This window comes from Enterovibrio norvegicus FF-33 (assembly GCF_000286835.2).
In the GTDB taxonomy this organism is placed as follows: domain Bacteria; phylum Pseudomonadota; class Gammaproteobacteria; order Enterobacterales; family Vibrionaceae; genus Enterovibrio; species Enterovibrio norvegicus_A.
In genome coordinates this window covers 67,074-90,398 of the sequence record NZ_AJYD02000011.1, presented here as the reverse complement: position 1 = coordinate 90,398, position 23,325 = coordinate 67,074, and the positions used below count along the sequence as shown (strand labels likewise).

The window sequence follows — 23,325 nt, the reverse complement described above, 5'->3', positions numbered from 1 at the left end:
AAATATTCTGGAGGGGTTAATGGCTGTTGCTGCCAATAAACGCTCGGTGATGACGTTGTATTCAGACGCATCAGACATGTATAGCCATCAGGTGCGCATCGTTCTCGCTGAGAAAGGTGTGACCTATGAGATTGAGCTTGTTGATCCTAATAACCTGCCAGAGGATTTACTCGATCTAAATCCGTACAACTCGGTACCGACTTTGGTTGACCGTGAATTGGCGTTGTATAACGCGAACATCATCATGGAATACCTGGATGAGCGTTTCCCGCACCCACCGCTAATGCCGGTTTATCCTGTTGCCCGTGGTAACAGTCGCCTAATGATGTACCGTATTGAACGTAACTGGTACACATTGGCTGTGAAAGTCGAAAAAGGCAATGCGGAAGAAGCTGATAAAGCTCGTCGTCAGTTACGTGAAGAATTGCTGGCTCTGGCGCCAGTGTTTGCTGAATATCCGTTCTTCATGAGTGAAGAATTTAGCTTGGTTGATTGCTACCTAGCACCTTTGCTATGGCGCTTGCCTGTCATGGGTATCGAGCTAAGCGGCCCAGGTTCGAAAGAAGTTAAGACTTACATGGCTCGCGTTTTTGAACGTGATTCATTCTTGGCTTCATTGACCGAAGCTGAGCGTGAGATGCGTCTGGCTCAGTAATGGATGATGCTACGCTAAAACCTCGTCGCCCGTATTTATTGCGGGCGTTTTACGACTGGTTGATAGACAACGATCTGACTCCCCATTTGGTTGTAGACGCAACACTGCCATACGTGAATGTACCGACTGAGTATGTTCAGGATGGCCAAATAGTGTTGAACGTTGCACCACGGGCTATAGGTAATCTTGATCTTGGAAATGATGAAGTTTGCTTTAATGCTCGATTTGGTGGTCGTCCAATGTTGGTGTCTGTACCGCTTTACGCCGTACTCGCCATTTATGCGCGAGAGAATGGCGCTGGTACTATGTTCGATCCAGAGCCTGCTTATGAAGCAGAATTGGAGAGAATTGAACTTGAGCCAGAAGTTGAGCCTAAAGATACTGATATCTCCGTCATCTCTGGTAACGTCGCATCCGATGACGATACCTCTGTTGATGCAGAATCAGACAATAAATTCAAAGGCCGCCCTACACTCACGGTCGTGAAATAAAAAAAGCAGCCAATGGCTGCTTTTTTCTTATCTAGAGCACCAACCGTAGTTCACTCTTCCGTGGATGCTTGAGGCTCGTAGTATTGAAAGCCTTTTACTACCTGTTTAACGCCACTAAGATTACGTGCAATCTCTGTTGCTTCTTCTGCTTGTTGTCGAGTGACATAGCCTAGCAAAAAGACTTCACCATCTTCAGATAACACCTTGATATTGACGCTTCTAAGCTTCTTGCTGCCAATCAACGCCGACTTCACCTTGGTGGTTAGCCAGGTGTCTTTGCTCACGTCAGTAAGCGATAGAGGCTCTTTTACACGTATTTGATCGTAAACGGTCTCAACGCCATCCAGCTCACGCGCTTTTGCCACCAGTGTTTTCTTTAATGCAGCGGTTTTGGCCTGACCAATCAACAACAATTTCCCATCGTAGGACACGGCATTGATTCGAGTTTCGCCCAAATAAGGCGCTTTATTAGCGATCCCTGCCACTTGCATTGAAATTTGTGTATCCGTCCATTCTGTTTTTGCGTTTCGTGTGTCCTGCTCATAAATGGCGGAACAGGCACTTAACGCGAAGACTGCTGCAAGTAAAAGCGCCTTTTTCATGACTTATTCTCCGTGAGTCGGGAAAAGAAACTGGTCGATTAAATCGCAAAGTGTATGAAGCGTGACAAGGTGGACTTCTTGTATACGTGCTGTGCGTTGTGAAGGAACACGGATTTCAACATCCAGTTCACCCAGTAAGCCAGCCATTTCGCCCCCATCTTTACCTGTAAACGCAATGATAGTCATATCACGTGTTACTGCCGCTTCCATGGCTTTGATAATGTCTTTACTGTTACCGCTGGTCGATAGTGCTAATAAAACATCGCCGGCTTGGCCAAAGGCGCGCACTTGTTTTGAGAACACCTCGTCATGGTGATAATCATTGGCGACGGCTGTGAGGGTAACGGTATCAGCGGTCAGTGCTAAAGCAGGCAAGCTAGGGCGCTCAGTTTCAAAGCGATTAAGCAAGCACGATGCGAAGTGTTGGGCATTTGCTGCCGACCCACCGTTACCGCAGCAAAGAATCTTATTGCCGTTTAGCAGGCACTGAACCATGACCATAGCAGCTTTTGATATTGGCTCTGGCAATGCTTCAGCGGCTGCGATCTGTGTTTGGATGCTCTCAGTGAAGCTATCTTTGATGCTGTCTAGCATTGATTACCCTTCAATAAATATATTCTTTATCCAGTTTACAGCGTTTATACCACCTTCAAAAGCCACAGCGTCAAAGCGAAATTCAGTATGTGTCGCGGAAAGCCCTTGTTTGGCTAGCCAAAGGTAGGCAGATTTCAGTAAGCGGCGCTGTTTTTGGCGTGAGATTGTGGCGGCTGCACCACCAAAACCAGATTGTTTTCGAAATTTGACTTCAACAAACACGATGCAGCTACCTTGTCGCATGACAAGGTCTAGTTCACCCACTTTGAAGCGAGCATTTTTGTCGAGAGCTATCAGGCCTTGCTGCTCCAAGAAGCGGCAAGCCTGTTGTTCATAATGGTCGCCAGTTTGCTTCTTATTTAACTGAAACAATCCCTTGGTCCCCAAACATCGCCCAAGACACGGAGCGGTTTACCGTGCAGTAATCACCCAGTGATAGCTCACCTGAGTGACCCTCATAGCGATATTGTGGCAATGCTTGCATCTGAGGCAGTGCTTCAATCAGAGCGTAGGCATCCATCCCCAGTGCATACAGGCGCGTCATGCCATTATCGAGGTCTGGCCAAAGCTGGTTAAATCTTGCAGCTGTTGGATTGTTTGCATCAACAAGTAAAGGGACATCACTGAATTCAATGCCGCGCAACTCGCCAATTTCACCCACACCATTGACGCGATTGTTACTGCGAGAACTTGCATATAGTTTCGGCGGTTTCACGTCTGGGTTGATAGCCACTTCAATAAAAGGTTTCAACAGCGTTAATTCACCCGCGTTGGCAACCAGATAGACAGCATCCACGTCGCGACGACTGCGTTGTTCAGATTCCATGTCCAAACCTAGCAATTGGTTCATTTGCTGGATACGGCCCTGACTCTCGGTCAAACCAAAGACGCGCTGAACGGTTTTCTGCATTGCAGCGCGGTTTTTAAAGAATTCCACTTCGGCTGGTTCGCCAGTCTCGGCTTCCCACTGCTTAGAAAAAGCCTCGCTAACACGACGACCAAAACCGTTGTTAGGTGCAATCACCAACGGAAACTTATGCTTGTTTTGAGCAATGTGCAGCGCAGCTTGTTCTGCTTCCTGTTCTGGCGACAAAGTAAAGAAGCAGGTGTTGGCTTCTCCATCTTCATTCTTAGGGATATTGAGTGCCAGCGTAGGGAAGCTGTTTTGGCTTGTTGTCAGGAAGGCGTCCACCTTGTCTTTTTGCAGTGGCCCAACAACGAATTGAATACCATCGTTACGCATGGCGTTGACAATCTCTGTCATTGGCATGGCGTTGGTATCATAAAACATAACAGAAGGGGCGATACTTTCTGAGTCATCATCAAGTAATGCCTGAACTAACCCATTTCTGATGGCTTCACCTTGCACTGCAAATTTGTCGCTAAGCGGCAGCATGACGCCAATACGCTCAGGACGTACGATTTCCATCGATTTCAGTGTTGCCAAATTCTCTGGCAGGTATCGATTAGCAGGATGTGCTGGATTGGCAGAAAGCCACTGATTAAGTGCCTCTTGTTGCTCTGCTGGACGGCCTGCATAGCGGCGTAAAACGTTGACGAGCTCGACCCAGCCAGCCAATACTTGATTGCCGCTTGCGGACAGCGTGTTTAGCTCTGATTGGGGCATTTTCACCAAAGCATCCCAAACGCGGTTCCAATTTTGTTGCTTATCGAAACTATCAGTCAGGTAGGGAGAGGCTTCGGCAAAAGACAACGCAGCACCAGGTTGATTACCCAATTGCTGATACAGTTCGCCTTTCAGCGTGTAATAGCGCTGATACTGAATGGCAGGAAGTTGCCATGCAGGTAAAAAGTTGAGGCTATCCACCGCCGCTTGCGCGTTTCCTTTTTGCTGAAGAAGGTGCGCTCGGCCAAGTTGCCATTCAGAAAGCTGCAATGGGGTAAGCGGCATTTTTGCCAATCTACCGACTAAAACATCCGCTTGCGCGACTTGTTTTTCTTCAATCAGTGCCTTTAATGCCAACAGGTACCAATCCGCTTTTTCTCCTGCGTCACTGGTTTCAGCTTTCAGCAAGTAGAATGTTGATGACTCACGCGCAGGCGCAGTGATGTCATATTGAGGTCCTTGCTCAACAGGAGGCGTTGTCTGACAGGCCGAAAGCACCAATGCCAGCGCGATTGGAGAGAGAAGTCGTGATACACTTTTGCACTTATGGGTTATTTTACGCATGAACATCTTCTGTCCGTAACTTGTTGCCCTCTATATTAATCGCCGAAGGGTTGTGAAACAAATGACTGATGAAACTTCAACCGTGGTTGACGTCTCAACTTTGTATATCGTGCCGACACCGATCGGAAACCTGGGAGATATCACCCAGCGTGCACTCGAAATTTTGCAGCAGGTTGACATCATCGCTGCCGAGGATACCCGCCATACTGGCAGACTACTGTCCCATTTTGGTATCACGACCCGAACTTTTGCTCTTCATGACCATAATGAACAACAAAAAGCGGATTTTCTGATAGAAAAATTGGTCAGTGGACAAACCATTGCGTTGGTTTCTGATGCGGGTACGCCGTTGATCTCTGATCCAGGTTACCACTTGGTCACGCGTTGTCGTCAGGCCGGTGTCAAAGTTGTGCCCTTACCGGGTCCTTGTGCGGTGATCACGGCGTTAAGTGCGTCGGGTTTACCTTCTGATCGTTTTAGTTTTGAAGGCTTCTTGCCGCCAAAGAGTAAAGGGCGACGTGATAAGTTTACTGAGATTGCGCAAGATCCGCGTACCTTAATATTCTACGAGTCACCTCATCGTATTACCGATACCTTGGATGACATGCTTGCCGTGCTGGGTGCGGATCGCCAAGTGGTCTTGGCACGTGAACTGACAAAAACGTATGAAACCATTCATGGCGCGCCACTGGGCGAGTTGATTGCGTGGTTGAATGAAGATAGAAATCGCCTCCGTGGCGAAATGGTTCTTTTGATTGCAGGTCACCGTGCAGAGAAAGATGATCTGCCTGTTGAAGCAACCAATGCTGTTGCATTGATCGCGAAGGAATTGCCGTTGAAAAAAGCGGCTGCGATTGCAGCAGAACTTTATAGCGTGAAAAAGAATGCCTTGTACAAATGGGGCTTAGAAAACCTCGACTAGTAAGAGGCGCTATACCGAGTCCTGTACCTGTAAATGGTGTTTAAAACGCCGTTTATAGGTGAATGTACTTACTGAGGCTTTTAAATTTGCGGATAAGCGCGTCTTGAGGTTGCTCGGCTATAGAGACTTCTATATAATCCGCGGCCTGAGTTGGCTGGGTAACCGCTGCTTCGTTGATGTCCTTTGGGAGACTGACGGGGGGGAGGAAAGTCCGGGCTCCACAGGGCAGGGTGCCAGGTAACGCCTGGGGGGCGCAAGCCTACGACCAGTGCAACAGAGAGCAAACCGCCGATGGCCTTTATATTCCGCAAGGAGATAAAGTGCACAGGTAAGGGTGAAAGGGTGCGGTAAGAGCGCACCGCGCGGCTGGCAACAGTTCGTGGCACGGTAAACTCCACCCGGAGCAAGACCAAATAGGTCCCTATTGGCGCGGCCCGCGTTGGGGACGGGTAGGTTGCTTGAGCCTGTGAGCGATTGCAGGCCTAGACGAATGGTTACCACCGTTTTTTACGGTACAGAACCCGGCTTACAGGCCGACTCACTTAATACCCCAGAAGGCGAGCATTAGCTCGCCTTCTTTAGTTTTAAAGATCGGAAAACCATTTTCTTGATCGGAATAATAGCTTTAAATGCCGGAGAATTTGATTTAGCGACTGCTAAAGTAGCCATATTGTCGTCGGCATGATATGCGGTTAAAAAAACAGCACCATCGAAATGGATGGCAAGCTGTTGAAATAGAATGTAGTTCACGAAACCGTGATCCGTGTCGCCCTACAGGGTTGCTTGACTTTCTTTTTGCCTGATACTTACACTTCTAAGTGGGAAATTGTGGAGTAAAGTGGGTTATTCTGGTGAGAAAGGGAATTAAGTGACATGTTGAGAGGGGTGAGCGCCATATCTCTCGACGTAAAAGGTCGAGTAGCATTGCCGAAGCGATATCGAGAAGATCTTGATGCGCTTTGTGATGGCGTGTTTGTGTGCACCATTGATCATCAGTTACCATGCCTGCTGCTTTACCCGTTACCGGAATGGGAGCGGATTGAAGCCAAACTTTCCCGTCTATCCAGCCTCAATCCCGCAGAGCGTCGATTGCAACGTTTGTTGCTCGGGCATGCGTTTGAGTGCGAGATGGACGGACAGGGTCGAATACTGATTGCCCCTACACTTCGTGACTATGCGGGGTTAGATGGAAAAGCCATGCTGGTTGGGCAGCTCAATAAGTTTGAGTTGTGGAACAGCGATAAATGGCAACAACAGATTGACCAAGATATTCAAATTCAAGCCGAATCAGCGGAAGCGTTGAGTGACAGGCTCAGCAATTTCTCGCTTTAGGTACCCAAGATTATGTCAGAGCAATTTTCACACATTTCCGTTCTTCTCCACGAATCCATTGAGGGTTTGGCCCTTAAGCCTGACGGCATTTATGTCGACGGCACATTTGGACGTGGTGGACACACTCGCGAGATTTTATCTCGTTTGGGCGAGAATGCGCGCCTTTACAGTATTGATCGAGATCCACAAGCTATCGCCGAAGCGGCCAAGATTGATGATCCTCGCTTTAACATTATCCAAGGTCCTTTTTCAGGTATTCAACAATATATTGAAGATCTTGGTTTGAGTGGTCAGATCAATGGCGTACTGCTTGATCTTGGTGTGTCCTCGCCGCAGCTCGATGACGCTGAACGTGGTTTCAGCTTTATGCGTGACGGCCCGTTGGACATGCGCATGGATCCAACGTCAGGTGTTTCAGCCGCACAGTGGCTTCAAGAAGCGGATGCAGACGATATTGCTTGGGTGTTGAAAGTGTTTGGTGAGGAGCGTTTTGCAAAGCGTATCGCTCGCGCCATTGTTGAGCATCGCGAAGACGAAGAAAAAGAGCCGCTGACACGTACATTGCAACTGGCGAAACTGATCGCTAACGTCGCGCCGTCTCGTGACCGCAAAAAACATCCAGCCACGCGAAGCTTCCAAGCTATCCGCATCTATATCAACAGTGAGTTGGATGAAATTGAAACCGCTCTGCAAGGTGCATTAAATGTTCTTGCACCAGAAGGGCGCTTATCCGTTATCAGCTTCCATTCGTTGGAAGATCGCTTGGTGAAGCAATTCATCCGAAAACAAAGCAAAGGGCCATCAGTACCTCATGGCTTGCCTCTGACGGAAGCGCAAATTCGAGCCTTGGGCAGTGCGAGCATGAAACCTGTCGGTAAGGCCTTAAAGCCAACAGACGGAGAAGTGTCAGACAATACACGCTCTCGCAGTTCTGTATTGCGAATTGCAGAAAAATTGGGTGACTAATGGAACGAGCACCAGGACTTAGCAGACAAATTTTTCAGGATCTTACCTCTGTCGGTAAGGTGCCTTTGGTGTTGCTATTGCTGGTGCTGATTTCTGCGTTATCCGTGGTGTTTGTCACTCAACAAACTCGGACTGCCATTGCACATCAAGATCAGTTGTTGATGGAGCGAGAAAGGCTAGAGGTTGAATGGCGAAACCAAATCCTCGAAGAACATGCATTATCTGAACACAGCCGTGTCGAGTCGATGGCACGCAATGATCAGGACATGATCCGTCCTGATAGTCGACGTGAAATCATAGTGAGCCAATAGTGTTTAAGGGAAAGAGCAAACCAGGCAACCAACGCGCTAAGAAGCAAGCGCCTACGCTGATTAAGTGGCGTTTCGTTACGGTTTGCGTCTGTATTTCTCTTGCCTTATTCGCGCTCATTGCCCGCGCTGCTTACATTCAAGTTATTGAACCCGATCGCCTTCGTTATGAAGGCGATTTGCGTTCAGTTCGCGTCAAAGCCCTCCCTTCTGCTCGCGGTATGATCACTGACAGAAACGACGAGTCACTTGCGGTGAGTGTGCCTGTCGAAGCGGTGTATGTTGACCCTGTTACTGTGTTTAAAAATGGTGGGCTAGTTGAAAAAGACCGTTGGTTTGCGCTTGCTGATGTACTGGGGCTTGATCGTCAAAAGATGCTGGATCGCATCGAGAAAAACCGCAAAAAACGATTTATCTATCTCCAGCGTCAGGTTGGCCCAGCCATGGCAAATTACATTGCCGCACTCAAATTGCCGGGCATCGGTATGAATGATGAATCCCGTCGCTTTTATCCTGCGGGAGAGGTGAGTGCCCATTTGGTCGGTGTAACGGGTATCGATGGGCGCGGTCTTGAAGGTATTGAGCGAGGTTATGACGGTTGGCTAAGTGGTGAGCCTGGGCGCCGAACTGTGCGCAAAGACAGATACGGTCGCGTGGTTGAAAATATTTCACTGGAAGCCAAAGAAGAAGGCAAGCCGTTACAGTTGAGTATCGACCAACGTCTCCAAGCCATTTCTTATCGCGCAATAAAACAAGCGGTTGCTGACTATCGAGCCACATCAGGGTCATTGGTCATGGTTGATGTGCGAACGGGAGAAGTGTTGGCGATGGTCAATGCGCCATCATACAACCCCAACAATCGCGCTGACCTAAAAAGCTTCAAAATGCGTAACCGTGCGATTACGGATGTTTTTGAACCCGGTTCAACCATTAAACCGCTGGTGGTATTAGCTGCCCTTGAAAATGGTGTGGCTGATGAGAGCACCATTATCGATACCGGCAATGGCGTCATGTCCATTGGCGGAGCCCGAGTGCGTGACGTGTCAAAAGCGGGCAAAGCCGACCTTCGTAAGATACTGAAAAAATCCAGTAATATCGGCGTCAGTAAATTATCCCTTTCTATGCCGGTTGAAGCCTTATTGGGCATTTACAGCAGCTTTGGCATGGGTGATGCCACTGGGGTCAACCTTGTGGGTGAATCCTATGGTCTATTTCCAAATCGCCGTCGCTGGTCTGATTTCGAGCGAGCCACCTTGTCATTTGGCTATGGCTTATCAATCACGCCCGCTCAGTTGGCACGCGCTTATGCAGTCCTTGGTAGCTTAGGTGTTAATCGCCCATTATCGATTCTAAAAACCGAAGCGGTGGTGCCCGGTAAACAAGTCGCGTCTCGGGAAAACACACGTAAGGTCATTGATATGCTTGAGTCGGTGACTCAAGAGGGCGGCAGTGCGCGACGCGCGGCGGTTAATGGGTATCGTGTTGGTGCCAAAACGGGTACGGCCAAAGTTGCGATTGCTGGTGGCTACGGCGACGAATATATCGGATATACCGCAGGGATTGCTCCAATCAGCGATCCCCGCATTGCCTTAGTCGTGGTCATCAATGAACCACAAGGCGATAAATATTACGGTGGTCAGGTTGCGGCCCCTGTGTTTTCAGACGTAATGAAGAGCGCACTGCAGATATTGAACATTGCGCCGGACGCTCAGCAACCCTCGTTACATATTGCTAAAACGGACAAGCAAAACTGATGTCTATTACCAGCTTTAAAGAACTTTTGGCACCGTGGTTTGATGTTGTGCCAGACATTGAGATAACCGGCTTGAAACTGGATAACCGCCAGATCCAACCTGGTGATGTGTTTGTGGCTGTTCAAGGCCACAGCCTAGATGCACGTCAGTATATTCCTAACGCGATTGCAGCGGGTGCCGTTGCAGTGATTGCAGATGATGGCGATACCAGCGGTCAGTTTGGCATTACGCTAAACGGTCATGTGCCTGTCGTGGCATTTCCGCACATGAAATCGACGCTTTCCGATATCGCCGCGCGTTTTTATCAAGCGCCTAGTCATGGTCTGACGAATATTGGTATCACGGGAACGAACGGTAAAACGACAATTAGTCAGCTTATCGCGCAGTGGATTGATTTACTTGGCAGTAAAGCTGCCGTCATGGGAACCACGGGTAATGGCTTTCTGGCATCACTTGAGCCCGCGTTAAACACCACGGGTAGTGCGCTAGATATTCAGCACCAGCTGGCGCAATTCAAGCAACAAGGCGCGACGCATGTCGCCATGGAAGTGTCTTCTCATGGTTTAGTACAAGATCGGGTGAAAGCGGTTTCCTTTGACGCGGCGATTTTTACTAATTTAAGTCGTGATCACCTTGATTACCACGGCACCATGGAAGCGTATGCCGAAGCCAAGTTACGTTTGTTTACCCACTATGGGACGCCAGTATCCGTTATCAACGCCGATGATGTTGTGGGGGCGAGCTGGGTGGCAAATATGCCAGAAGCGATTGCGGTGTCCATGTCCGAAGCCGCAGTGAACACTCACCAAGGACGCAAGCTTTGGTTGACCTCCGTGAGCTATGCGACCAGCGGTGTATCTATTGCATTCTCTTCATCGTGGGGAGAAGGGGAATTTACAGCACCACTGGTTGGTGAATTCAACGTGATGAACCTGTTGCTTAGCTTGGCAACATTGCTCGGTTTGGGGTATGACAAAGCCGCGCTTCTGGATGTCGCCCCACAACTTCAAGCCGTTATCGGCCGTATGGAAGTTTTTCACCACGCTGACAAACCTATGTTAGTGGTTGATTATGCTCACACGCCCGATGCGCTTGAAAAAGCGCTTCATGCATTACGTCGCCATTGTGAAGGAAAGCTGTGGTGCTTATTCGGTTGCGGTGGAGACAGAGACACGGGCAAGCGCCCTATGATGGCAGAAATTGCAGAACGTCTCGCCGATGTCGCTATTTTAACTGACGATAACCCGCGATCAGAATCTCCAGAAATCATCGTGGCAGACATGCTCAGGGGCATGGTCTCGCCAGAGAAAGCTGTTATCCTCCATGATCGCGCAGAAGCTTGCCGTTATGCCTTTGAAAATGCATCAAAAGATGATGTGATATTAGTGGCAGGAAAAGGCCATGAAGACTATCAAGTCTTGGCATCAGGAACGGTTCATTATTCTGATCGTGAAACGGTTCGCGATCTTTTGGAGGTAAAGGGATGATCCCGGTTTCACTTCAGACATTGCAGTCTGTTTTACAGGCTGACCTAAAAGGTGAAGACGTCGTCATCAATGCCGTATCAACCGACACGCGCACACTGGGTCAAGGCGCACTTTTTGTGGCGCTGGTCGGTGAGCGTTTCGATGCACACGATTTTGTTGATACTGCAGAAGCTAATGGTGCCTCAGCACTGTTGGTTTCCACGCCTGTTGCGTCAGAGTTGCCACAGCTGGTTGTGAATGACACCAAGTTGGCTTTAGGTCAGCTCGGTGCATGGGTAAAAGCTCAATGTGATGTGAAAACGATCGCACTGACAGGCAGCTGTGGCAAAACCACGGTCAAAGAAATGCTGGCGGCTATTTTGCCGCAAAAGGGGCAAACCCTGTATACCGCGGGCAATTTTAACAATGATATCGGCGTGCCATTAACCTTGCTTCGTTTAACACCTTCCGACGATTTTGCTGTCATGGAATTAGGGGCAAATCATATCGGTGAAATTGCCTACACCACGCAACTGGCACAACCAGATATTGCCATGGTGACTAACCTTGCGGCAGCTCACCTTGAAGGGTTTGGCTCGTTGGAAGGCGTGGCACAAGCCAAAGGCGAAATCTTTGAAGGATTGGCCGATGGCGCTCTTGCTATCGTGAACCTTGATAGTTGTGGTGGGCATTCTTGGGACGCCGTGCTGAAAAGTAAGCAAGTACTTACCATGACAGTGGCGGGTAAAGATGCTGACTATCGCGCAGAGAATATTCAACAAGCTGAAAACGGTTGTTATCAGTTTGATTTAGTCACACAAGGCGTTGTTTCTCCACTATTTGTTAACTTGCCCGGTGCGCATAATGTCGCGAATGCGGTCTTGGCGGCAATGACAGCGCTGAATGTTGATGGCATTACCATGGACGATGTGGCGCGCGGTCTCGCATCTGTGTCGCCTGTGAAGGGACGTGGCGCGATAAGCTTCCCGCGCCCTGGACTTCGTCTCATTGACGATAGCTACAACGCAAGCCTTGCTGCGATGAAAGCCGCCGTTGATTTACTGGATGGTTTTGACGGCGACAAGGTGATCGTCTTGGCAGATATGGGTGAGATGGGAGAGCACTCTGATGCTGTGCATCAGGAAGTGGCAGAGCATCTCAGTCAGGCGTCGATTCAAACCTTACTCACATATGGACCCGCCAGCGCCGCGATTAGCGAGCGTTGTGGTGGACAGCATTTTGATAATAAAAGCGCACTGATAGCGCATGTAGTAGAACTCATGAAAACAAAACGTGAAGTATCTGTTTTGGTCAAAGGGGCCAACGGAATGAAAATGTCAGAAGTCGTCGCAGCTATCGAGGAGACAGCGTCATGCTAGATTGGCTATCGGACATTCTTGCCCAGCACATACCGTTTTTCCGACTGTTTGATTACCTGACGTTTCGCGCCATCTTAAGCGTGTTAACCGCCTTAGTGATGTCACTTTGGATGGGGCCGCGCTTGATTGCCCGTTTGCAGATGCTGCAAATCGGTCAGGTTGTTCGTAACGAAGGCCCTGAATCTCACTTCAGTAAACGTGGCACACCAACGATGGGTGGGTTAATGATCTTAACTGCCATTACCGTGACTGTGCTGCTTTGGGCCGATTTATCCAATCCGTATGTGTGGGCCGTGCTGTTTGTGACCTTGGGTTACGGTGCTATCGGCTTTGTGGATGATTACCGTAAAGTGGTGCGCAAGAACACTGACGGACTTATTGCGCGTTGGAAGTACTTTTGGCAATCCGCCATTGCGCTGATTGTCGCTTTCGCGCTGTATGCCCATGGTAAAGATACTGCCGCTACGCAGTTGGTGGTGCCTTTCTTCAAAGACATCATGCCTCAGCTTGGCTTGTTCTATGTCGTGTTCACTTACTTCGTGATTGTTGGTACCAGTAACGCCGTTAACCTCACGGATGGTCTTGATGGCTTGGCCATCATGCCGACCGTCATGGTAGCAAGTGGTTTCGCATTCATTGCTTGGGCAACGGGCAACGTCAACTTTGCCGAATATCTGCATATTCCTTATATCAAAGACGCGGGCGAGCTGGTGGTGGTGTGTGCCGCCATTGTCGGGGCGGGTCTTGGCTTTTTATGGTTCAACACTTACCCAGCACAAGTCTTTATGGGCGATGTCGGCTCATTGGCGTTGGGTGGTGCATTAGGCACGATTGCTGTATTGGTGCGTCAAGAATTCTTGCTGGTGATCATGGGCGGTGTGTTTGTTATGGAGACCTTGTCTGTGATTTTGCAGGTCGGTTCTTACAAACTGCGCGGACAGCGTATTTTCCGCATGGCACCTATCCACCATCACTACGAGCTGAAAGGCTGGCCTGAACCGCGTGTGATTGTCCGTTTTTGGATCATTACCTTGATGCTGGTACTCATCGGCCTTGCAACCTTGAAGGTGCGTTAAATGAAGACAGACGCCGCGAACAAGCACATTGTGGTGATAGGGCTTGGTATGACCGGGCTCTCTGTTGTGAATCATCTTGTCGCTAAAAATGATGGCGCGATGATCAGTGTGATTGATACGCGAGATGCGGCTCCAGGCGCAGACAAGTTGCCGCAAAACGTGGCGCTTCATGCGGGCGGCTGGAACATGGATTGGCTACTCAATGCTGATCTGATCGTCGCCAGCCCAGGTATTGCATTGGCAACTCCCGAGCTCAAAGCAGCGGCAGAAAAAGGCATCGAGATTGTTGGTGATATTGAGCTGTTTGCTCGTGATGTTGCCGCACCAGTGATCGGTATTACCGGGTCAAACGGAAAAAGCACGGTCACGAGTCTTTTGGGTGAAATGGCCAAGGCCGCGGGTGTTAACGTCGGTGTGGGTGGCAACATCGGTTTTGCTGCGCTCGATATGCTGGCATATGACCACGCGCTTTACGTACTCGAATTATCAAGCTTCCAGTTAGAAACCACGTCGTCGTTAGATATGGCTTCTGCCGTGTTTTTGAACCTGTCAGAAGATCATATGGATCGCTATGACGGCATGGAAGATTACCGACAGGCCAAGCTGCGCATTTTTGATCAAACCCAACTGGCACTGTGGAATCAAGACGATCTGCAAACCAAAGCACCTGAAGATAAATACTCTGAAAGTTTTGGTTTCTCGCAAGGGGATTACACACTCACCTTGAAAGAGGGTAACGAGTGGTTGACCGCAAAAGGTGAACCAGTGATGGCAGTGTCTGACATTGCCTTAGTGGGGCGCCATAACGTTGCCAATTGCCTTGCTGCGATGGCGTTGGCAGATTCTGTTGGCATTGCGCGAGACGCACAATGTCAGGCGATGCGTGAATACTGTGGCTTGCCTCACCGTTGTCAGCAAGTGTTGGAACATAACGGCATTTTGTGGGTCAACGATTCAAAGGCTACCAATCCAGCCAGCACGCTAGCGGCATTAGATGGGCTGCAATTGCCAGGTAAGTTGCATCTTCTTGTTGGCGGCGATGGAAAAGGGGCAGAGTTTTCATCACTACAACCTGTACTAGCAGCGCTTGATGTCACCTTGTATTGCTATGGCCGCGATGGACAAGCATTTGCAGGGTTGGTCGAGACACCTGTTGTCGTCGACACCATGCAGCAAGCCATGGATATTGCCGCACAAACCGCGAAGTCAGGAGACATGGTATTGCTATCGCCAGCGTGTGCTAGCTTCGATCAATTTACTAATTTTATGGTGCGCGGAGAGACGTTCGCGGCCTATGCACAAGCTATTACTGCACATAGCGCCTTGGAGACGGCTTCCGAATGACGAGCATGAAGTGGGAAGACATGCATGTCTTGCGCTGGTTATCGCGACCATCGCCCACTGCTTTGTACGACAGATATATCGTTTGGCTCTCGTTTGGTTTAATGATGGTGGGCCTGATCATGGTCTCGTCTGCCTCTATCCCAGTTTCAACACGTCTGGTTGATCAGCCGTTCTACTTTGCTATGCGACAAGGGATTTATTTAGTCGGTGCGTTGGCCATTGCCGCGATCGCCTTGCAAATTCCGCTTACTCGCTGGCAACAATTCAGCGTGCCAATGCTGTTTATCTCACTGGTATTGCTCGTCGCGGTATTAGTTGTTGGCCGCTCTGTTAACGGCGCAGTGCGTTGGTTGCCATTGGGTGTGATCAACTTACAACCCGCAGAAGTGGCGAAACTGTCACTGTTCCTGTTTATGGCAGGTTACCTGGTACGTCGCCATGGCGAGGTGAGAGAGAGTGTGATGGGCTTTTTGAAGCCACTGGCAGTGCTGGTGATCATTGCCGGCCTCTTACTGATTCAGCCTGATTTGGGCTCCGTGGTGGTAATGTTTGTCACGACTGTTGGCATGTTGTTTATCGCTGGTGCCAAGCTATGGCAGTTTGGTGTCCTGCTATTTAGCGGTTTGGGGCTAGTCGGTCTACTGATCATCGCAGAGCCATACCGTGTTGCGCGTGTCACTTCATTTCTAGACCCATGGCAAGACCCTTTTGGGAGCGGCTATCAGTTGACGCAATCTTTAATGGCCTTTGGTCGTGGAGATTGGTGGGGCCAGGGGTTGGGTAATTCGATTCAAAAACTCGAATATTTACCTGAAGCGCACACCGACTTTGTTATTGCCGTTTTGGCTGAAGAGTTAGGTTTGGTCGGCGTGGTTGCTGTACTTTTGATGGTTTTTGGGCTGGTATTTCGCGCCTTGTTTATTGGTAAACGCTGCCTGGAAAGTAACCAGCTTTTCGGTGGGTTCCTCGCCTTTGGTATTGGGATCTGGTTTGCGTTTCAAGCTCTCGTCAATGTCGGTGCAGCGGCTGGCATTATGCCCACCAAAGGTTTGACCTTGCCGCTGGTCAGTTATGGCGGTTCCAGTTTATTTATTATGTCGACAGCGGTCGCTATTCTCCTTCGTATTGACCATGAATACCGGCTAGAGACCTCTCAAGCGCACCAACGAATTGTGACTCATGAAAAACGAAAACGAACAAAAGCATAAACGATTATTAGTGATGGCCGGCGGGACTGGTGGTCATGTATTCCCAGGGCTTGCGGTTGCCAGTGAATTGCAGCAACAAGGTTGGGAAATCCGCTGGTTAGGTACAGCGGATAGAATGGAAGCGGATCTGGTGCCGAAACATGGCATCGAGATCGACTTTATTGAAGTAAAAGGGCTGCGTGGCTCAGGCTTTACGCGTAAACTTCTCGCCCCCTGGATGGTGCTGAATGCCGTTATTCAAGCGCGAAAACATATCAAGAAGTGGCAACCAGATGCTGTTCTTGGCATGGGCGGATATGTGAGTGGACCTGGTGGTTTGGCTGCTTGGTTAAGCGGTGTTCCTGTTGTGTTGCATGAGCAAAATGCCGTGGCGGGATTAACCAACCAATGGCTGGCAAAGATTGCCACGCGCGTATTGCAGGCTTTTCCGGGCGCATTTCCTCATGCTGATGTGGTCGGAAACCCAGTACGAAAAGATGTTTGCGAGTTGCCTGCCCCTAAGGCTTATCAGGATGGCACGCCGCTTAAAGTGTTAGTGATGGGCGGTAGCCAAGGCGCGCGTATTCTTAACCACACCGTGCCAGCGGCGTTAGCATTGCTCAAACGCGATGTGGTTGTTCGCCATCAAGCGGGTAAAGGTAATCAAGCGGACACCGCAGAGCGGTTTCGTCACGCAAGCGTCGCTAACACAGATGTTACTGAGTTTATTGACGACGTTGCAGAAGCTTATCATTGGGCGGACATCCTGATTTGCCGCTCTGGAGCGTTAACTGTTTCAGAAGTGGCCGCCGCCGGTGTCCCTGCGATTTTTGTTCCGTTTCAGCACCAAGATCGCCAACAAGCATTGAACGCAGAGCATTTAGTCCAAGGTGGCGCAGCCATCATGATTGAGCAGCCGGAATTGACCGCTGAAAAGCTGGCGACGGTATTGGAAAACCTAGATTCACAGTCGTTGATGACGATGGCGCGTTCGGCAAAACAAGCAGCGATTACCGATGCTGCCACGCGAGTTGCATCAGTCATCAAAGACGTAGCGAAATAAGAGAACACAGTGATGGGCAAGTTTGATAGTCATCAGTTAGAAAAAATCCGAACCATGGTGCCAGAAATGCGCCGTGTAAAACGCATTCACTTTGTCGGTATTGGCGGCGCTGGAATGTGTGGTATCGCCGAAGTGTTATTAAATGAAGGCTATGAAGTATCGGGTTCTGATTTGTCAGAAAACCCGGTGACTCAGCGCCTTGTGAGTAAAGGTGCGACGGTCTTTTTCGGTCACGCTGAAAGCAATGTGGACGGCGCTAGCGTGGTGGTAGTGTCTACCGCCATTCAGCAAGATAACCCGGAACTGGTTGCGGCAAAAGCGGCACGTATTCCCGTGGTTCGCCGTGCAGAAATGCTGGCTGAACTCATGCGTTATCGCCATGGCATTGCAGTGGCTGGTACGCACGGAAAGACCACCACCACAGCACTAACCACGCTGATTTATCAAGAGGCAGGCCTTGACCCAACATTTGTGAATGGTGGGTTAGTCAAAAGTGCTGGCACCAATGCGCGTTTAGGTTGTAGCCGCTACTTGATTGCTGAAGCTGACGAAAGTGATGCCTCCTTCCTGCATTTGCAGCCGATGGTCGCGATTGTGACAAACATCGAAGCGGATCACATGGACACCTATGGTGGTGATTTTGAAGTCTTAAAGCAGACCTTCATTGATTTTCTGCACCAGTTGCCGTTTTACGGACAGGCGGTGATGTGCATTGACGATCCTGTAGTGCGAGACGTGATACCGTCCATTGGACGCCAAGTGATCACGTACGGCTTTTCTGATGATGCTGATGTGAAGTTGGAGAACTATCGTCAAGAAGGCCAAAAGGGCATTTTCACGATTTTGCGTAAAGACAAACCTGCGCTGAATATTGAGCTGAATATTCCTGGACGCCACAATGCACTCAATGCCGCAGCAGCGGTTGCTGTCGCGACTGAAGATGGCGTGGAAGACGATGCGATTTGGCGTGCGCTAGTGAATTTTGAAGGCACAGGTCGCCGCTTCGACCAATTGGGCTTGTTCCCTGTGGACGATGGCGAAGTATTGCTGGTGGATGATTACGGTCATCACCCGAGTGAAGTTGATGTGACCATTCAGGCTGCACGAGCAGGCTGGCCAGATAACCGTCTGGTAATGGTATTCCAACCGCATAGATATAGCCGTACACGCGATTTGTATGATGACTTTGCCAATGTACTAGAGAATGTCGATGTGCTGCTGATGTTGGATGTATATTCAGCGGGTGAAGCACCTATCGCAGGCGCAGACGGGCGTAGCCTTTGTCGTACTCTTCGTGGTCGTGGGAAAATCGATCCAATCTTTGTTCCTGACGTGGACTCATTACCTGCCGCGTTAGCAGCTGTGCTGCAAGCGGGAGATTTGGTTTTGACCCAAGGTGCGGGCGATGTTGGCAAAGTAGCTAAAAAACTGGCTGAATTGAAACTTGATAAAAAAGCGTTGAGCAAAGAGAAATAAGTGTAATGTGAGGCGTTGCAGAGCCGAGAAAAGAGTTGTGTCTAACTTTTAACCTGATTTTGCGTGTTTTGCATGTATTTGATCTCAGCTTTATCACTTATGCGTCAACAAGGCTTGGTGACCTGTCAAACTGACCGTTATAATCCGGTCGACTTTGTACGCAACAAAGCGACAGGTTGCCCAAGAGAGGCGAGGCAATAGCCTGATATGACTAATGTGACCGCGAATGACATACCGGCTCAACCTTCAATGTTAAAAGCGCATTGGGGGGGGCTGGTGTTTTTGGTATTTGTCATTCTTGCGATTCTTTGGTTATTGCTCCGTGTTCTGACGTGGATGGGTGACGAAAAGCAGTTGCCGTTGTCCCAGATAGTTGTACAAGGTGAATTGGCACACTTGTCGACCCTTGAAGTGCGAAATGCGGTGCTTCAGATTGGTCCATTAAACAGCTTTATGCTGCAAGATGTGGATGATATCCACGGTGCGATTTCAGTTTTGCCTTGGGTCGCCAATGTGGCGGTTCGAAAGCAATGGCCAGATACCATTAAAGTGGATGTGACTGAATACCAGCCTGAAGCAGTCTGGAATGGGTCGCAGCTACTGGATGTTGGTGGTATTGCGTTCAGCGCAAGCCCCGATGATGTTAAAGAGAGAGGCTTAGTCTCTTTGCATGGGCCCGAGGGCAGCGAAAAGGAAGTGTTGGCAGCATGGCGTGAAATGCGTGACATTCTGCTACCAACAAAGCTTCACATCACGGCACTGGCGCTAAATGAACGTCGTTCATGGCGAATCGTCACTCGAGGCGGCGTCCGTATCGAGTTAGGGCGAGAGTCGAGAAATGAGAGATTACATCGCTTTGTGGACTTGTTTGATGACATGAACGCAACAGGGCGAAATATTCAATACGTAGATTTGCGCTATGACACGGGTGCTGCCGTGGGTTGGAAAGCCCCTGATGAAGCACCCAGTGAAGAGTAAGCCTAAGAGTAAATGGAATGAAGCAAGCAACTGACAGACCGCTGATTGTTGGATTAGACATTGGGACATCAAAAGTCTCTGTGTTAGTCAGTGAGATATTGCCTGACGGTGCTGTCAATATACTGGGCGTGGGTACAACACCGTCTCAGGGTATGGATAAAGGCGGCGTGAACGACCTGGAATCTGTAGTAAAATCGGTTGAACGTGCAGTCAATGGCGCAGAAATGATGTCTGACTGTAAAATTCGCTCCGTGTTTTTGTCACTGTCAGGAAAACATATCCATTGCTTAACAGAGCGTGGAATGGGCACGATTTCTGACGAAGAAGTGACTCAAGATGACGTGGAAATGGTTATCCATACCGCGAAGTCTGTAAAAATTAGTGATGAGCAGCGCGTGCTGCATGTGATCCCGCAAGAATACAAAATCGATTATCAAGAAGGGATCAAAAACCCAGTTGGATTATCGGGTGTGCGCATGGAAGCCAGCGTGCATCTTATTACCTGCCACAGCGACACAGCACGCAACATTGAAAAAGCGGTTGAGCGTTGTGGCCTGAAAGTCGATCAGTTGATTTTCTCCGGTTTGGCGGCAAGCCACGCGGTGATCACCGCTGATGAAAGAGAATTAGGCGTTTGCGTCGTCGATATTGGCGGCGGAACCATGGACATTGCAGTATGGACAGGTGGTGCGTTGCGACATGCAGCGGTGATCCCATACGCAGGTAATGTAATCACCAGTGACATTGCTTATGCATTCGGTACGCCCTTAAGTGACGCTGAGAAAATCAAAGTGAAGCATGGGTGTGCGTTAGGTGAGCTGGTGAACAAAGATGCCAAGGTCAATGTACCGAGCGTCGGTGGGCGTCCTTCGCGAAGCCTACAGCGTCAAACATTGGCTGAAGTCATTGAGCCACGTTGCAGTGAATTGCTGGGGTTGGTGCAGCAAGAATTGGAGCGTGTTCAGGAGCGTTTACGCGCGCAGGGTGTGAAGCATCAATTGGCCGCAGGTATTGTCCTGACTGGCGGTGCTGCGCAAATGCAAGGATTGGTGGAGTGCGCAGAACGCGTATTCCAAAACCAAGTCCGCGTGGGCCTTCCTTCTGGCGTGACGGGTTTGACGGATTACGTCAATGCCCCTTATCACGCTACCGCGGTGGGTTTGCTGCACTATGGCAAAGACAACCTATTGAACGAAACGAGCGAGCCAGAGCCTAAACGTACTGTATCAGGAATGTTCAGTAAGTTTAGTGGCTGGCTCAAGAAAGAATTTTGAACCTGATGCGAACAGGAATGACGGAGAGAACACATGTTTGAACCGATGATGGAAATGTCCAATGATGCGGTAATTAAAGTCGTTGGTGTTGGCGGCGGCGGTGGTAATGCAGTCGAGCACATGGTGCGTGAGTCAATTGAAGGGGTGGAGTTCATCACCATCAATACGGACGCTCAGGCGCTTCGTAAGACGGCAGTTAGCACGGTAATTCAAATTGGCGGCGATATCACAAAAGGCTTAGGTGCGGGTGCAAACCCACAAGTAGGTCGTGAGTCAGCGCTTGAAGATCGTGAAGCGATTAAAGCTGAGCTCGAAGGTGCCGATATGGTATTTATCGCAGCGGGAATGGGCGGTGGTACAGGTACAGGTGCTGCTCCGGTTATCGCTGAAATCGCAAAAGAGCTGGGTATTCTTACCGTAGCCGTTGTGACTAAGCCATTTAGCTTTGAAGGTAAGAAGCGTCTTGCGTTTGCTGAGCAGGGAATTGAAGAGCTATCTAAGCACGTCGATTCACTGATCACCATCCCGAATGAGAAGCTACTGAAAGTATTGGGTCGTGGAATTACACTACTTGATGCTTTTGCAAAAGCGAACGATGTGCTGCGAAATGCAGTCCAAGGTATTGCTGAGTTAATCACGCGTCCTGGCTTGATCAACGTCGACTTTGCGGATGTACGTACCGTGATGTCGGAAATGGGTCATGCCATGATGGGTAGTGGGATTGCAACCGGTGAAAACCGTGCAGAAGAAGCCGCTGAAATGGCGATTTCTAGCCCACTACTAGAAGACATCGATTTGGCTGGAGCACGAGGTGTTCTTGTAAATATTACAGCTGGATTCGATATGCGACTGGATGAATTCGAAACTGTAGGCAACACTGTTAAGGCTTTTGCCTCAGATAATGCCACTGTGGTTATCGGTTCGTCGATGGATCCTGAGATGAGTGATGAGCTTCGAGTGACCGTTGTTGCTACTGGCATCGGTAACGAGCGTAAGCCTGATATCACTTTGGTTCCGGGTACACAAAAACCAGCGCCAGTGGACAATAAGGCACAACCTTTGCAAGAAAAGACGAAGGTGGCAACGAATGTCCAAAGCGGACATGCGGTCGAATCATCTGTTCAAACACAGACAACGAACGTTGCACCTAAGCCTAAGCAAGAACAAGACTATCTGGATATCCCTGCGTTTTTACGTAAGCAAGCGGATTAATCAGGCAGTGCTTGGTTTGTGTACAGCAGCATGATATTATGCTGCCCGTTTTGTCTCGTTGTGACACTGTAATGAGTGACATGGGGCGCAAAAAGAGATTTTCAGTTGGGAATGACAGATGATTAGACAGCGAACATTAAAGACTATTGTTCAAACGACAGGAGTGGGTTTGCACTCTGGACGTAAGGTCACGTTGATCCTGCGCCCAGCTGCAGCTAACACTGGCGTTATCTATCGTCGTACTGACTTGAATCCTCCTGTGGATTTCCCAGCGGATCCAGCTTCAGTGCGCGATACAATGCTGTGTACTGCACTGGTTAACGACGATGGTGTTCGTATTTCTACCGTTGAGCATCTTAATGCTGCATTGGCAGGTATGGGTATCGACAACGTTATCGTTGAAGTAGACGCACCAGAGATTCCAATTATGGATGGCAGCGCAAGCCCATTCATATATTTGCTGCAATCAGCGGGTATTGAAACCCTTAATGCACCAAAACGCTTTGTGCGCATTAAGAAGCCTGTTCGCATCGAAGATGGCGACAAATGGGCTGAGTTGTTACCGTATGACGGTTTCCGCTTAGACTTCGCCATTGATTTCAATCACCCAGCGATTGAATCAGAGCAGCAAAGCCTGGTGATGGATTTTTCTTCACAAGCGTTTATCAAAGACATTAGCCGAGCACGAACCTTTGGTTTCATGCGCGATATCGAATACCTCCAGTCACGTAATCTGTGTCTTGGTGGTAGTTTCGACTGTGCCATTGTCCTTGATGATTACCGCATCCTGAATGAAGACGGCCTGCGTTTTGACAATGAACTCGTCAAACACAAAGTACTGGACGCCATTGGCGACCTTTACATGTGTGGTCATAACATCATTGGTGAAATGCGTGCGTTTAAGTCAGGCCATGCGTTGAATAATCAGCTACTTCGCGCAGTACTTGCAGACCAAGAAGCTTGGGAATGGGCGACATTTGAAAACGAGCAGACTCTGCCCGTTAGATTTGCAGAGCCCGGTATGGTTCTGGCCTAAGAAAATCAAGAATACAAAA

General features: G+C 49.3%; 23 protein-coding genes and 1 other RNA gene. 19 read left to right on the top strand and 5 right to left on the bottom strand.

The genetic code is table 11. The annotated features are described in order from the left end of the window. Nucleotides 1-19: 19 nt before the first annotated feature. Complete coding sequence (gene sspA, locus A1OO_RS02000; RefSeq protein ID WP_016960766.1) at nucleotides 20-655, top strand: stringent starvation protein SspA; 636 nt, start codon at nucleotides 20-22, stop codon at nucleotides 653-655. Beyond that, nucleotides 655-1,146, top strand: coding sequence for a ClpXP protease specificity-enhancing factor (gene sspB / locus A1OO_RS01995; RefSeq protein ID WP_016960765.1), 492 nt, complete (start codon nucleotides 655-657; stop codon nucleotides 1,144-1,146). The genes sspA and sspB overlap by 1 nt, the downstream gene beginning before the upstream one ends. A gap of 50 nt (nucleotides 1,147-1,196) precedes the next feature. Here sspB and A1OO_RS01990 read toward each other — a convergent pair whose 3' ends face one another. From A1OO_RS01990 to A1OO_RS01975, 4 genes are read right to left on the bottom strand one after another with little or no spacing between them, the layout of a single operon-like run. Next, nucleotides 1,197-1,748, bottom strand: a complete 552-nt coding sequence (locus tag A1OO_RS01990; RefSeq protein ID WP_017005093.1) for a BON domain-containing protein — start codon at nucleotides 1,746-1,748, stop codon at nucleotides 1,197-1,199. A 3-nt stretch (nucleotides 1,749-1,751) separates the two neighbouring features. After that, complete coding sequence (locus A1OO_RS01985; RefSeq protein ID WP_016960763.1) at nucleotides 1,752-2,342, bottom strand: phosphoheptose isomerase; 591 nt, start codon at nucleotides 2,340-2,342, stop codon at nucleotides 1,752-1,754. Nucleotides 2,343-2,345: 3 nt separating this feature from the next. After that, complete coding sequence (locus A1OO_RS01980; RefSeq protein WP_017005092.1) at nucleotides 2,346-2,714, bottom strand: YraN family protein; 369 nt, start codon at nucleotides 2,712-2,714, stop codon at nucleotides 2,346-2,348. Beyond that, the gene (locus A1OO_RS01975; protein ID WP_017005091.1) at nucleotides 2,698-4,539 is read right to left on the bottom strand and encodes a penicillin-binding protein activator; all 1,842 of its coding nucleotides are present in this window, start codon (nucleotides 4,537-4,539) and stop codon (nucleotides 2,698-2,700) included. The genes A1OO_RS01980 and A1OO_RS01975 overlap by 17 nt, the downstream gene beginning before the upstream one ends. A 55-nt stretch (nucleotides 4,540-4,594) precedes the next feature. On the opposite strand from A1OO_RS01975, the gene rsmI reads away from it, so the two are divergent. Both rsmI and rnpB read left to right on the top strand, forming a co-directional pair. Continuing rightward, nucleotides 4,595-5,455 carry a 16S rRNA (cytidine(1402)-2'-O)-methyltransferase gene (rsmI, locus tag A1OO_RS01970; RefSeq protein WP_016960760.1) on the top strand — a complete coding sequence of 287 codons (861 nt, stop codon included), beginning with the start codon at nucleotides 4,595-4,597 and terminating at the stop codon, nucleotides 5,453-5,455. A 146-nt stretch (nucleotides 5,456-5,601) separates the two neighbouring features. Continuing rightward, nucleotides 5,602-6,000: RNase P RNA component class A (rnpB, locus tag A1OO_RS01965), an RNA gene on the top strand. Between the two features lie 19 nt (nucleotides 6,001-6,019). On the opposite strand, the gene A1OO_RS01960 is transcribed toward rnpB, so the two are convergent. After that, nucleotides 6,020-6,205, bottom strand: a complete 186-nt coding sequence (locus A1OO_RS01960) for a hypothetical protein (RefSeq protein WP_016960759.1) — start codon at nucleotides 6,203-6,205, stop codon at nucleotides 6,020-6,022. A gap of 123 nt (nucleotides 6,206-6,328) precedes the next feature. Here A1OO_RS01960 and mraZ point away from each other — a divergent pair, with 123 nt between their 5' ends. The 15 genes from mraZ to lpxC all read left to right on the top strand — a co-directional run bounded on the left by mraZ (nucleotide 6,329) and on the right by lpxC (nucleotide 23,306). Continuing rightward, entirely contained in the window at nucleotides 6,329-6,787 is a 459-nt protein-coding gene (mraZ, locus tag A1OO_RS01955) for a division/cell wall cluster transcriptional repressor MraZ (RefSeq protein WP_016960758.1), read from the top strand. A 12-nt stretch (nucleotides 6,788-6,799) separates the two neighbouring features. Next, nucleotides 6,800-7,753 carry a 16S rRNA (cytosine(1402)-N(4))-methyltransferase RsmH gene (gene rsmH / locus A1OO_RS01950; RefSeq protein ID WP_017005090.1) on the top strand — a complete coding sequence of 318 codons (954 nt, stop codon included), beginning with the start codon at nucleotides 6,800-6,802 and terminating at the stop codon, nucleotides 7,751-7,753. Further along, the gene (gene ftsL / locus A1OO_RS01945) at nucleotides 7,753-8,064 is read left to right on the top strand and encodes a cell division protein FtsL (RefSeq protein ID WP_016960756.1); all 312 of its coding nucleotides are present in this window, start codon (nucleotides 7,753-7,755) and stop codon (nucleotides 8,062-8,064) included. The genes rsmH and ftsL overlap by 1 nt, the downstream gene beginning before the upstream one ends. Further along, on the top strand, nucleotides 8,064-9,815 hold the full coding sequence (locus A1OO_RS01940; RefSeq protein ID WP_017005089.1) for a penicillin-binding transpeptidase domain-containing protein: 1,752 nt from the start codon (nucleotides 8,064-8,066) through the stop codon (nucleotides 9,813-9,815). Before ftsL ends, A1OO_RS01940 begins: the two co-directional genes overlap by 1 nt. Beyond that, nucleotides 9,815-11,302 carry a UDP-N-acetylmuramoyl-L-alanyl-D-glutamate--2,6-diaminopimelate ligase gene (gene murE, locus A1OO_RS01935; RefSeq protein WP_017005088.1) on the top strand — a complete coding sequence of 496 codons (1,488 nt, stop codon included), beginning with the start codon at nucleotides 9,815-9,817 and terminating at the stop codon, nucleotides 11,300-11,302. The genes A1OO_RS01940 and murE overlap by 1 nt, the downstream gene beginning before the upstream one ends. Further along, complete coding sequence (locus A1OO_RS01930; protein ID WP_017005087.1) at nucleotides 11,299-12,660, top strand: UDP-N-acetylmuramoyl-tripeptide--D-alanyl-D-alanine ligase; 1,362 nt, start codon at nucleotides 11,299-11,301, stop codon at nucleotides 12,658-12,660. The genes murE and A1OO_RS01930 overlap by 4 nt, the downstream gene beginning before the upstream one ends. Then, the gene (mraY, locus tag A1OO_RS01925; protein ID WP_016960752.1) at nucleotides 12,654-13,736 is read left to right on the top strand and encodes a phospho-N-acetylmuramoyl-pentapeptide-transferase; all 1,083 of its coding nucleotides are present in this window, start codon (nucleotides 12,654-12,656) and stop codon (nucleotides 13,734-13,736) included. Before A1OO_RS01930 ends, mraY begins: the two co-directional genes overlap by 7 nt. Further along, on the top strand, nucleotides 13,737-15,080 hold the full coding sequence (gene murD, locus A1OO_RS01920) for a UDP-N-acetylmuramoyl-L-alanine--D-glutamate ligase (protein WP_017005086.1): 1,344 nt from the start codon (nucleotides 13,737-13,739) through the stop codon (nucleotides 15,078-15,080). It abuts the gene before it with no gap. After that, nucleotides 15,077-16,288 (top strand): cell division protein FtsW, encoded by a 1,212-nt coding sequence (gene ftsW / locus A1OO_RS01915; protein ID WP_016960750.1) that lies wholly within the window; start codon nucleotides 15,077-15,079, stop codon nucleotides 16,286-16,288. Before murD ends, ftsW begins: the two co-directional genes overlap by 4 nt. Next, on the top strand, nucleotides 16,260-17,330 hold the full coding sequence (murG, locus tag A1OO_RS01910) for an undecaprenyldiphospho-muramoylpentapeptide beta-N-acetylglucosaminyltransferase (protein ID WP_017005085.1): 1,071 nt from the start codon (nucleotides 16,260-16,262) through the stop codon (nucleotides 17,328-17,330). The genes ftsW and murG overlap by 29 nt, the downstream gene beginning before the upstream one ends. A 12-nt stretch (nucleotides 17,331-17,342) precedes the next feature. Beyond that, nucleotides 17,343-18,806 carry a UDP-N-acetylmuramate--L-alanine ligase gene (gene murC, locus A1OO_RS01905; protein WP_016960748.1) on the top strand — a complete coding sequence of 488 codons (1,464 nt, stop codon included), beginning with the start codon at nucleotides 17,343-17,345 and terminating at the stop codon, nucleotides 18,804-18,806. Nucleotides 18,807-19,013: 207 nt separating this feature from the next. Further along, on the top strand, nucleotides 19,014-19,784 hold the full coding sequence (locus A1OO_RS01900) for a cell division protein FtsQ/DivIB (RefSeq protein ID WP_016960747.1): 771 nt from the start codon (nucleotides 19,014-19,016) through the stop codon (nucleotides 19,782-19,784). Between the two features lie 17 nt (nucleotides 19,785-19,801). Continuing rightward, nucleotides 19,802-21,058 carry a cell division protein FtsA gene (ftsA, locus tag A1OO_RS01895; RefSeq protein WP_016960746.1) on the top strand — a complete coding sequence of 419 codons (1,257 nt, stop codon included), beginning with the start codon at nucleotides 19,802-19,804 and terminating at the stop codon, nucleotides 21,056-21,058. Nucleotides 21,059-21,091: 33 nt separating this feature from the next. Then, nucleotides 21,092-22,270, top strand: coding sequence for a cell division protein FtsZ (gene ftsZ, locus A1OO_RS01890; protein ID WP_017005084.1), 1,179 nt, complete (start codon nucleotides 21,092-21,094; stop codon nucleotides 22,268-22,270). A 118-nt stretch (nucleotides 22,271-22,388) separates the two neighbouring features. Then, nucleotides 22,389-23,306, top strand: a complete 918-nt coding sequence (lpxC, locus tag A1OO_RS01885; RefSeq protein ID WP_016960744.1) for a UDP-3-O-acyl-N-acetylglucosamine deacetylase — start codon at nucleotides 22,389-22,391, stop codon at nucleotides 23,304-23,306. The last annotated feature ends 19 nt before the right edge of the window (nucleotides 23,307-23,325 follow it).

Excerpts from the sequence above, each read along its gene's own strand:
- sspA (WP_016960766.1), top strand. The coding sequence starts at position 20 with ATGGCTGTTGCTGCCAATAAACGCTCGGTGATGACGTTGTATTCAGAC.
- sspB (WP_016960765.1), top strand. The coding sequence starts at position 655 with ATGGATGATGCTACGCTAAAACCTCGTCGCCCGTATTTATTGCGGGCG.
- A1OO_RS01990 (WP_017005093.1), bottom strand. The coding sequence starts at position 1,748 with ATGAAAAAGGCGCTTTTACTTGCAGCAGTCTTCGCGTTAAGTGCCTGT.
- A1OO_RS01985 (WP_016960763.1), bottom strand. The coding sequence starts at position 2,342 with ATGCTAGACAGCATCAAAGATAGCTTCACTGAGAGCATCCAAACACAG.
- A1OO_RS01975 (WP_017005091.1), bottom strand. The coding sequence starts at position 4,539 with ATGTTCATGCGTAAAATAACCCATAAGTGCAAAAGTGTATCACGACTT.
- rsmI (WP_016960760.1), top strand. The coding sequence starts at position 4,595 with ATGACTGATGAAACTTCAACCGTGGTTGACGTCTCAACTTTGTATATC.
- mraZ (WP_016960758.1), top strand. The coding sequence starts at position 6,329 with ATGTTGAGAGGGGTGAGCGCCATATCTCTCGACGTAAAAGGTCGAGTA.
- rsmH (WP_017005090.1), top strand. The coding sequence starts at position 6,800 with ATGTCAGAGCAATTTTCACACATTTCCGTTCTTCTCCACGAATCCATT.
- ftsL (WP_016960756.1), top strand. The coding sequence starts at position 7,753 with ATGGAACGAGCACCAGGACTTAGCAGACAAATTTTTCAGGATCTTACC.
- murE (WP_017005088.1), top strand. The coding sequence starts at position 9,815 with ATGTCTATTACCAGCTTTAAAGAACTTTTGGCACCGTGGTTTGATGTT.
- A1OO_RS01930 (WP_017005087.1), top strand. The coding sequence starts at position 11,299 with ATGATCCCGGTTTCACTTCAGACATTGCAGTCTGTTTTACAGGCTGAC.
- mraY (WP_016960752.1), top strand. The coding sequence starts at position 12,654 with ATGCTAGATTGGCTATCGGACATTCTTGCCCAGCACATACCGTTTTTC.
- murD (WP_017005086.1), top strand. The coding sequence starts at position 13,737 with ATGAAGACAGACGCCGCGAACAAGCACATTGTGGTGATAGGGCTTGGT.
- ftsW (WP_016960750.1), top strand. The coding sequence starts at position 15,077 with ATGACGAGCATGAAGTGGGAAGACATGCATGTCTTGCGCTGGTTATCG.
- murG (WP_017005085.1), top strand. The coding sequence starts at position 16,260 with ATGAAAAACGAAAACGAACAAAAGCATAAACGATTATTAGTGATGGCC.
- murC (WP_016960748.1), top strand. The coding sequence starts at position 17,343 with ATGGGCAAGTTTGATAGTCATCAGTTAGAAAAAATCCGAACCATGGTG.
- A1OO_RS01900 (WP_016960747.1), top strand. The coding sequence starts at position 19,014 with ATGACTAATGTGACCGCGAATGACATACCGGCTCAACCTTCAATGTTA.
- ftsA (WP_016960746.1), top strand. The coding sequence starts at position 19,802 with ATGAAGCAAGCAACTGACAGACCGCTGATTGTTGGATTAGACATTGGG.
- ftsZ (WP_017005084.1), top strand. The coding sequence starts at position 21,092 with ATGTTTGAACCGATGATGGAAATGTCCAATGATGCGGTAATTAAAGTC.
- lpxC (WP_016960744.1), top strand. The coding sequence starts at position 22,389 with ATGATTAGACAGCGAACATTAAAGACTATTGTTCAAACGACAGGAGTG.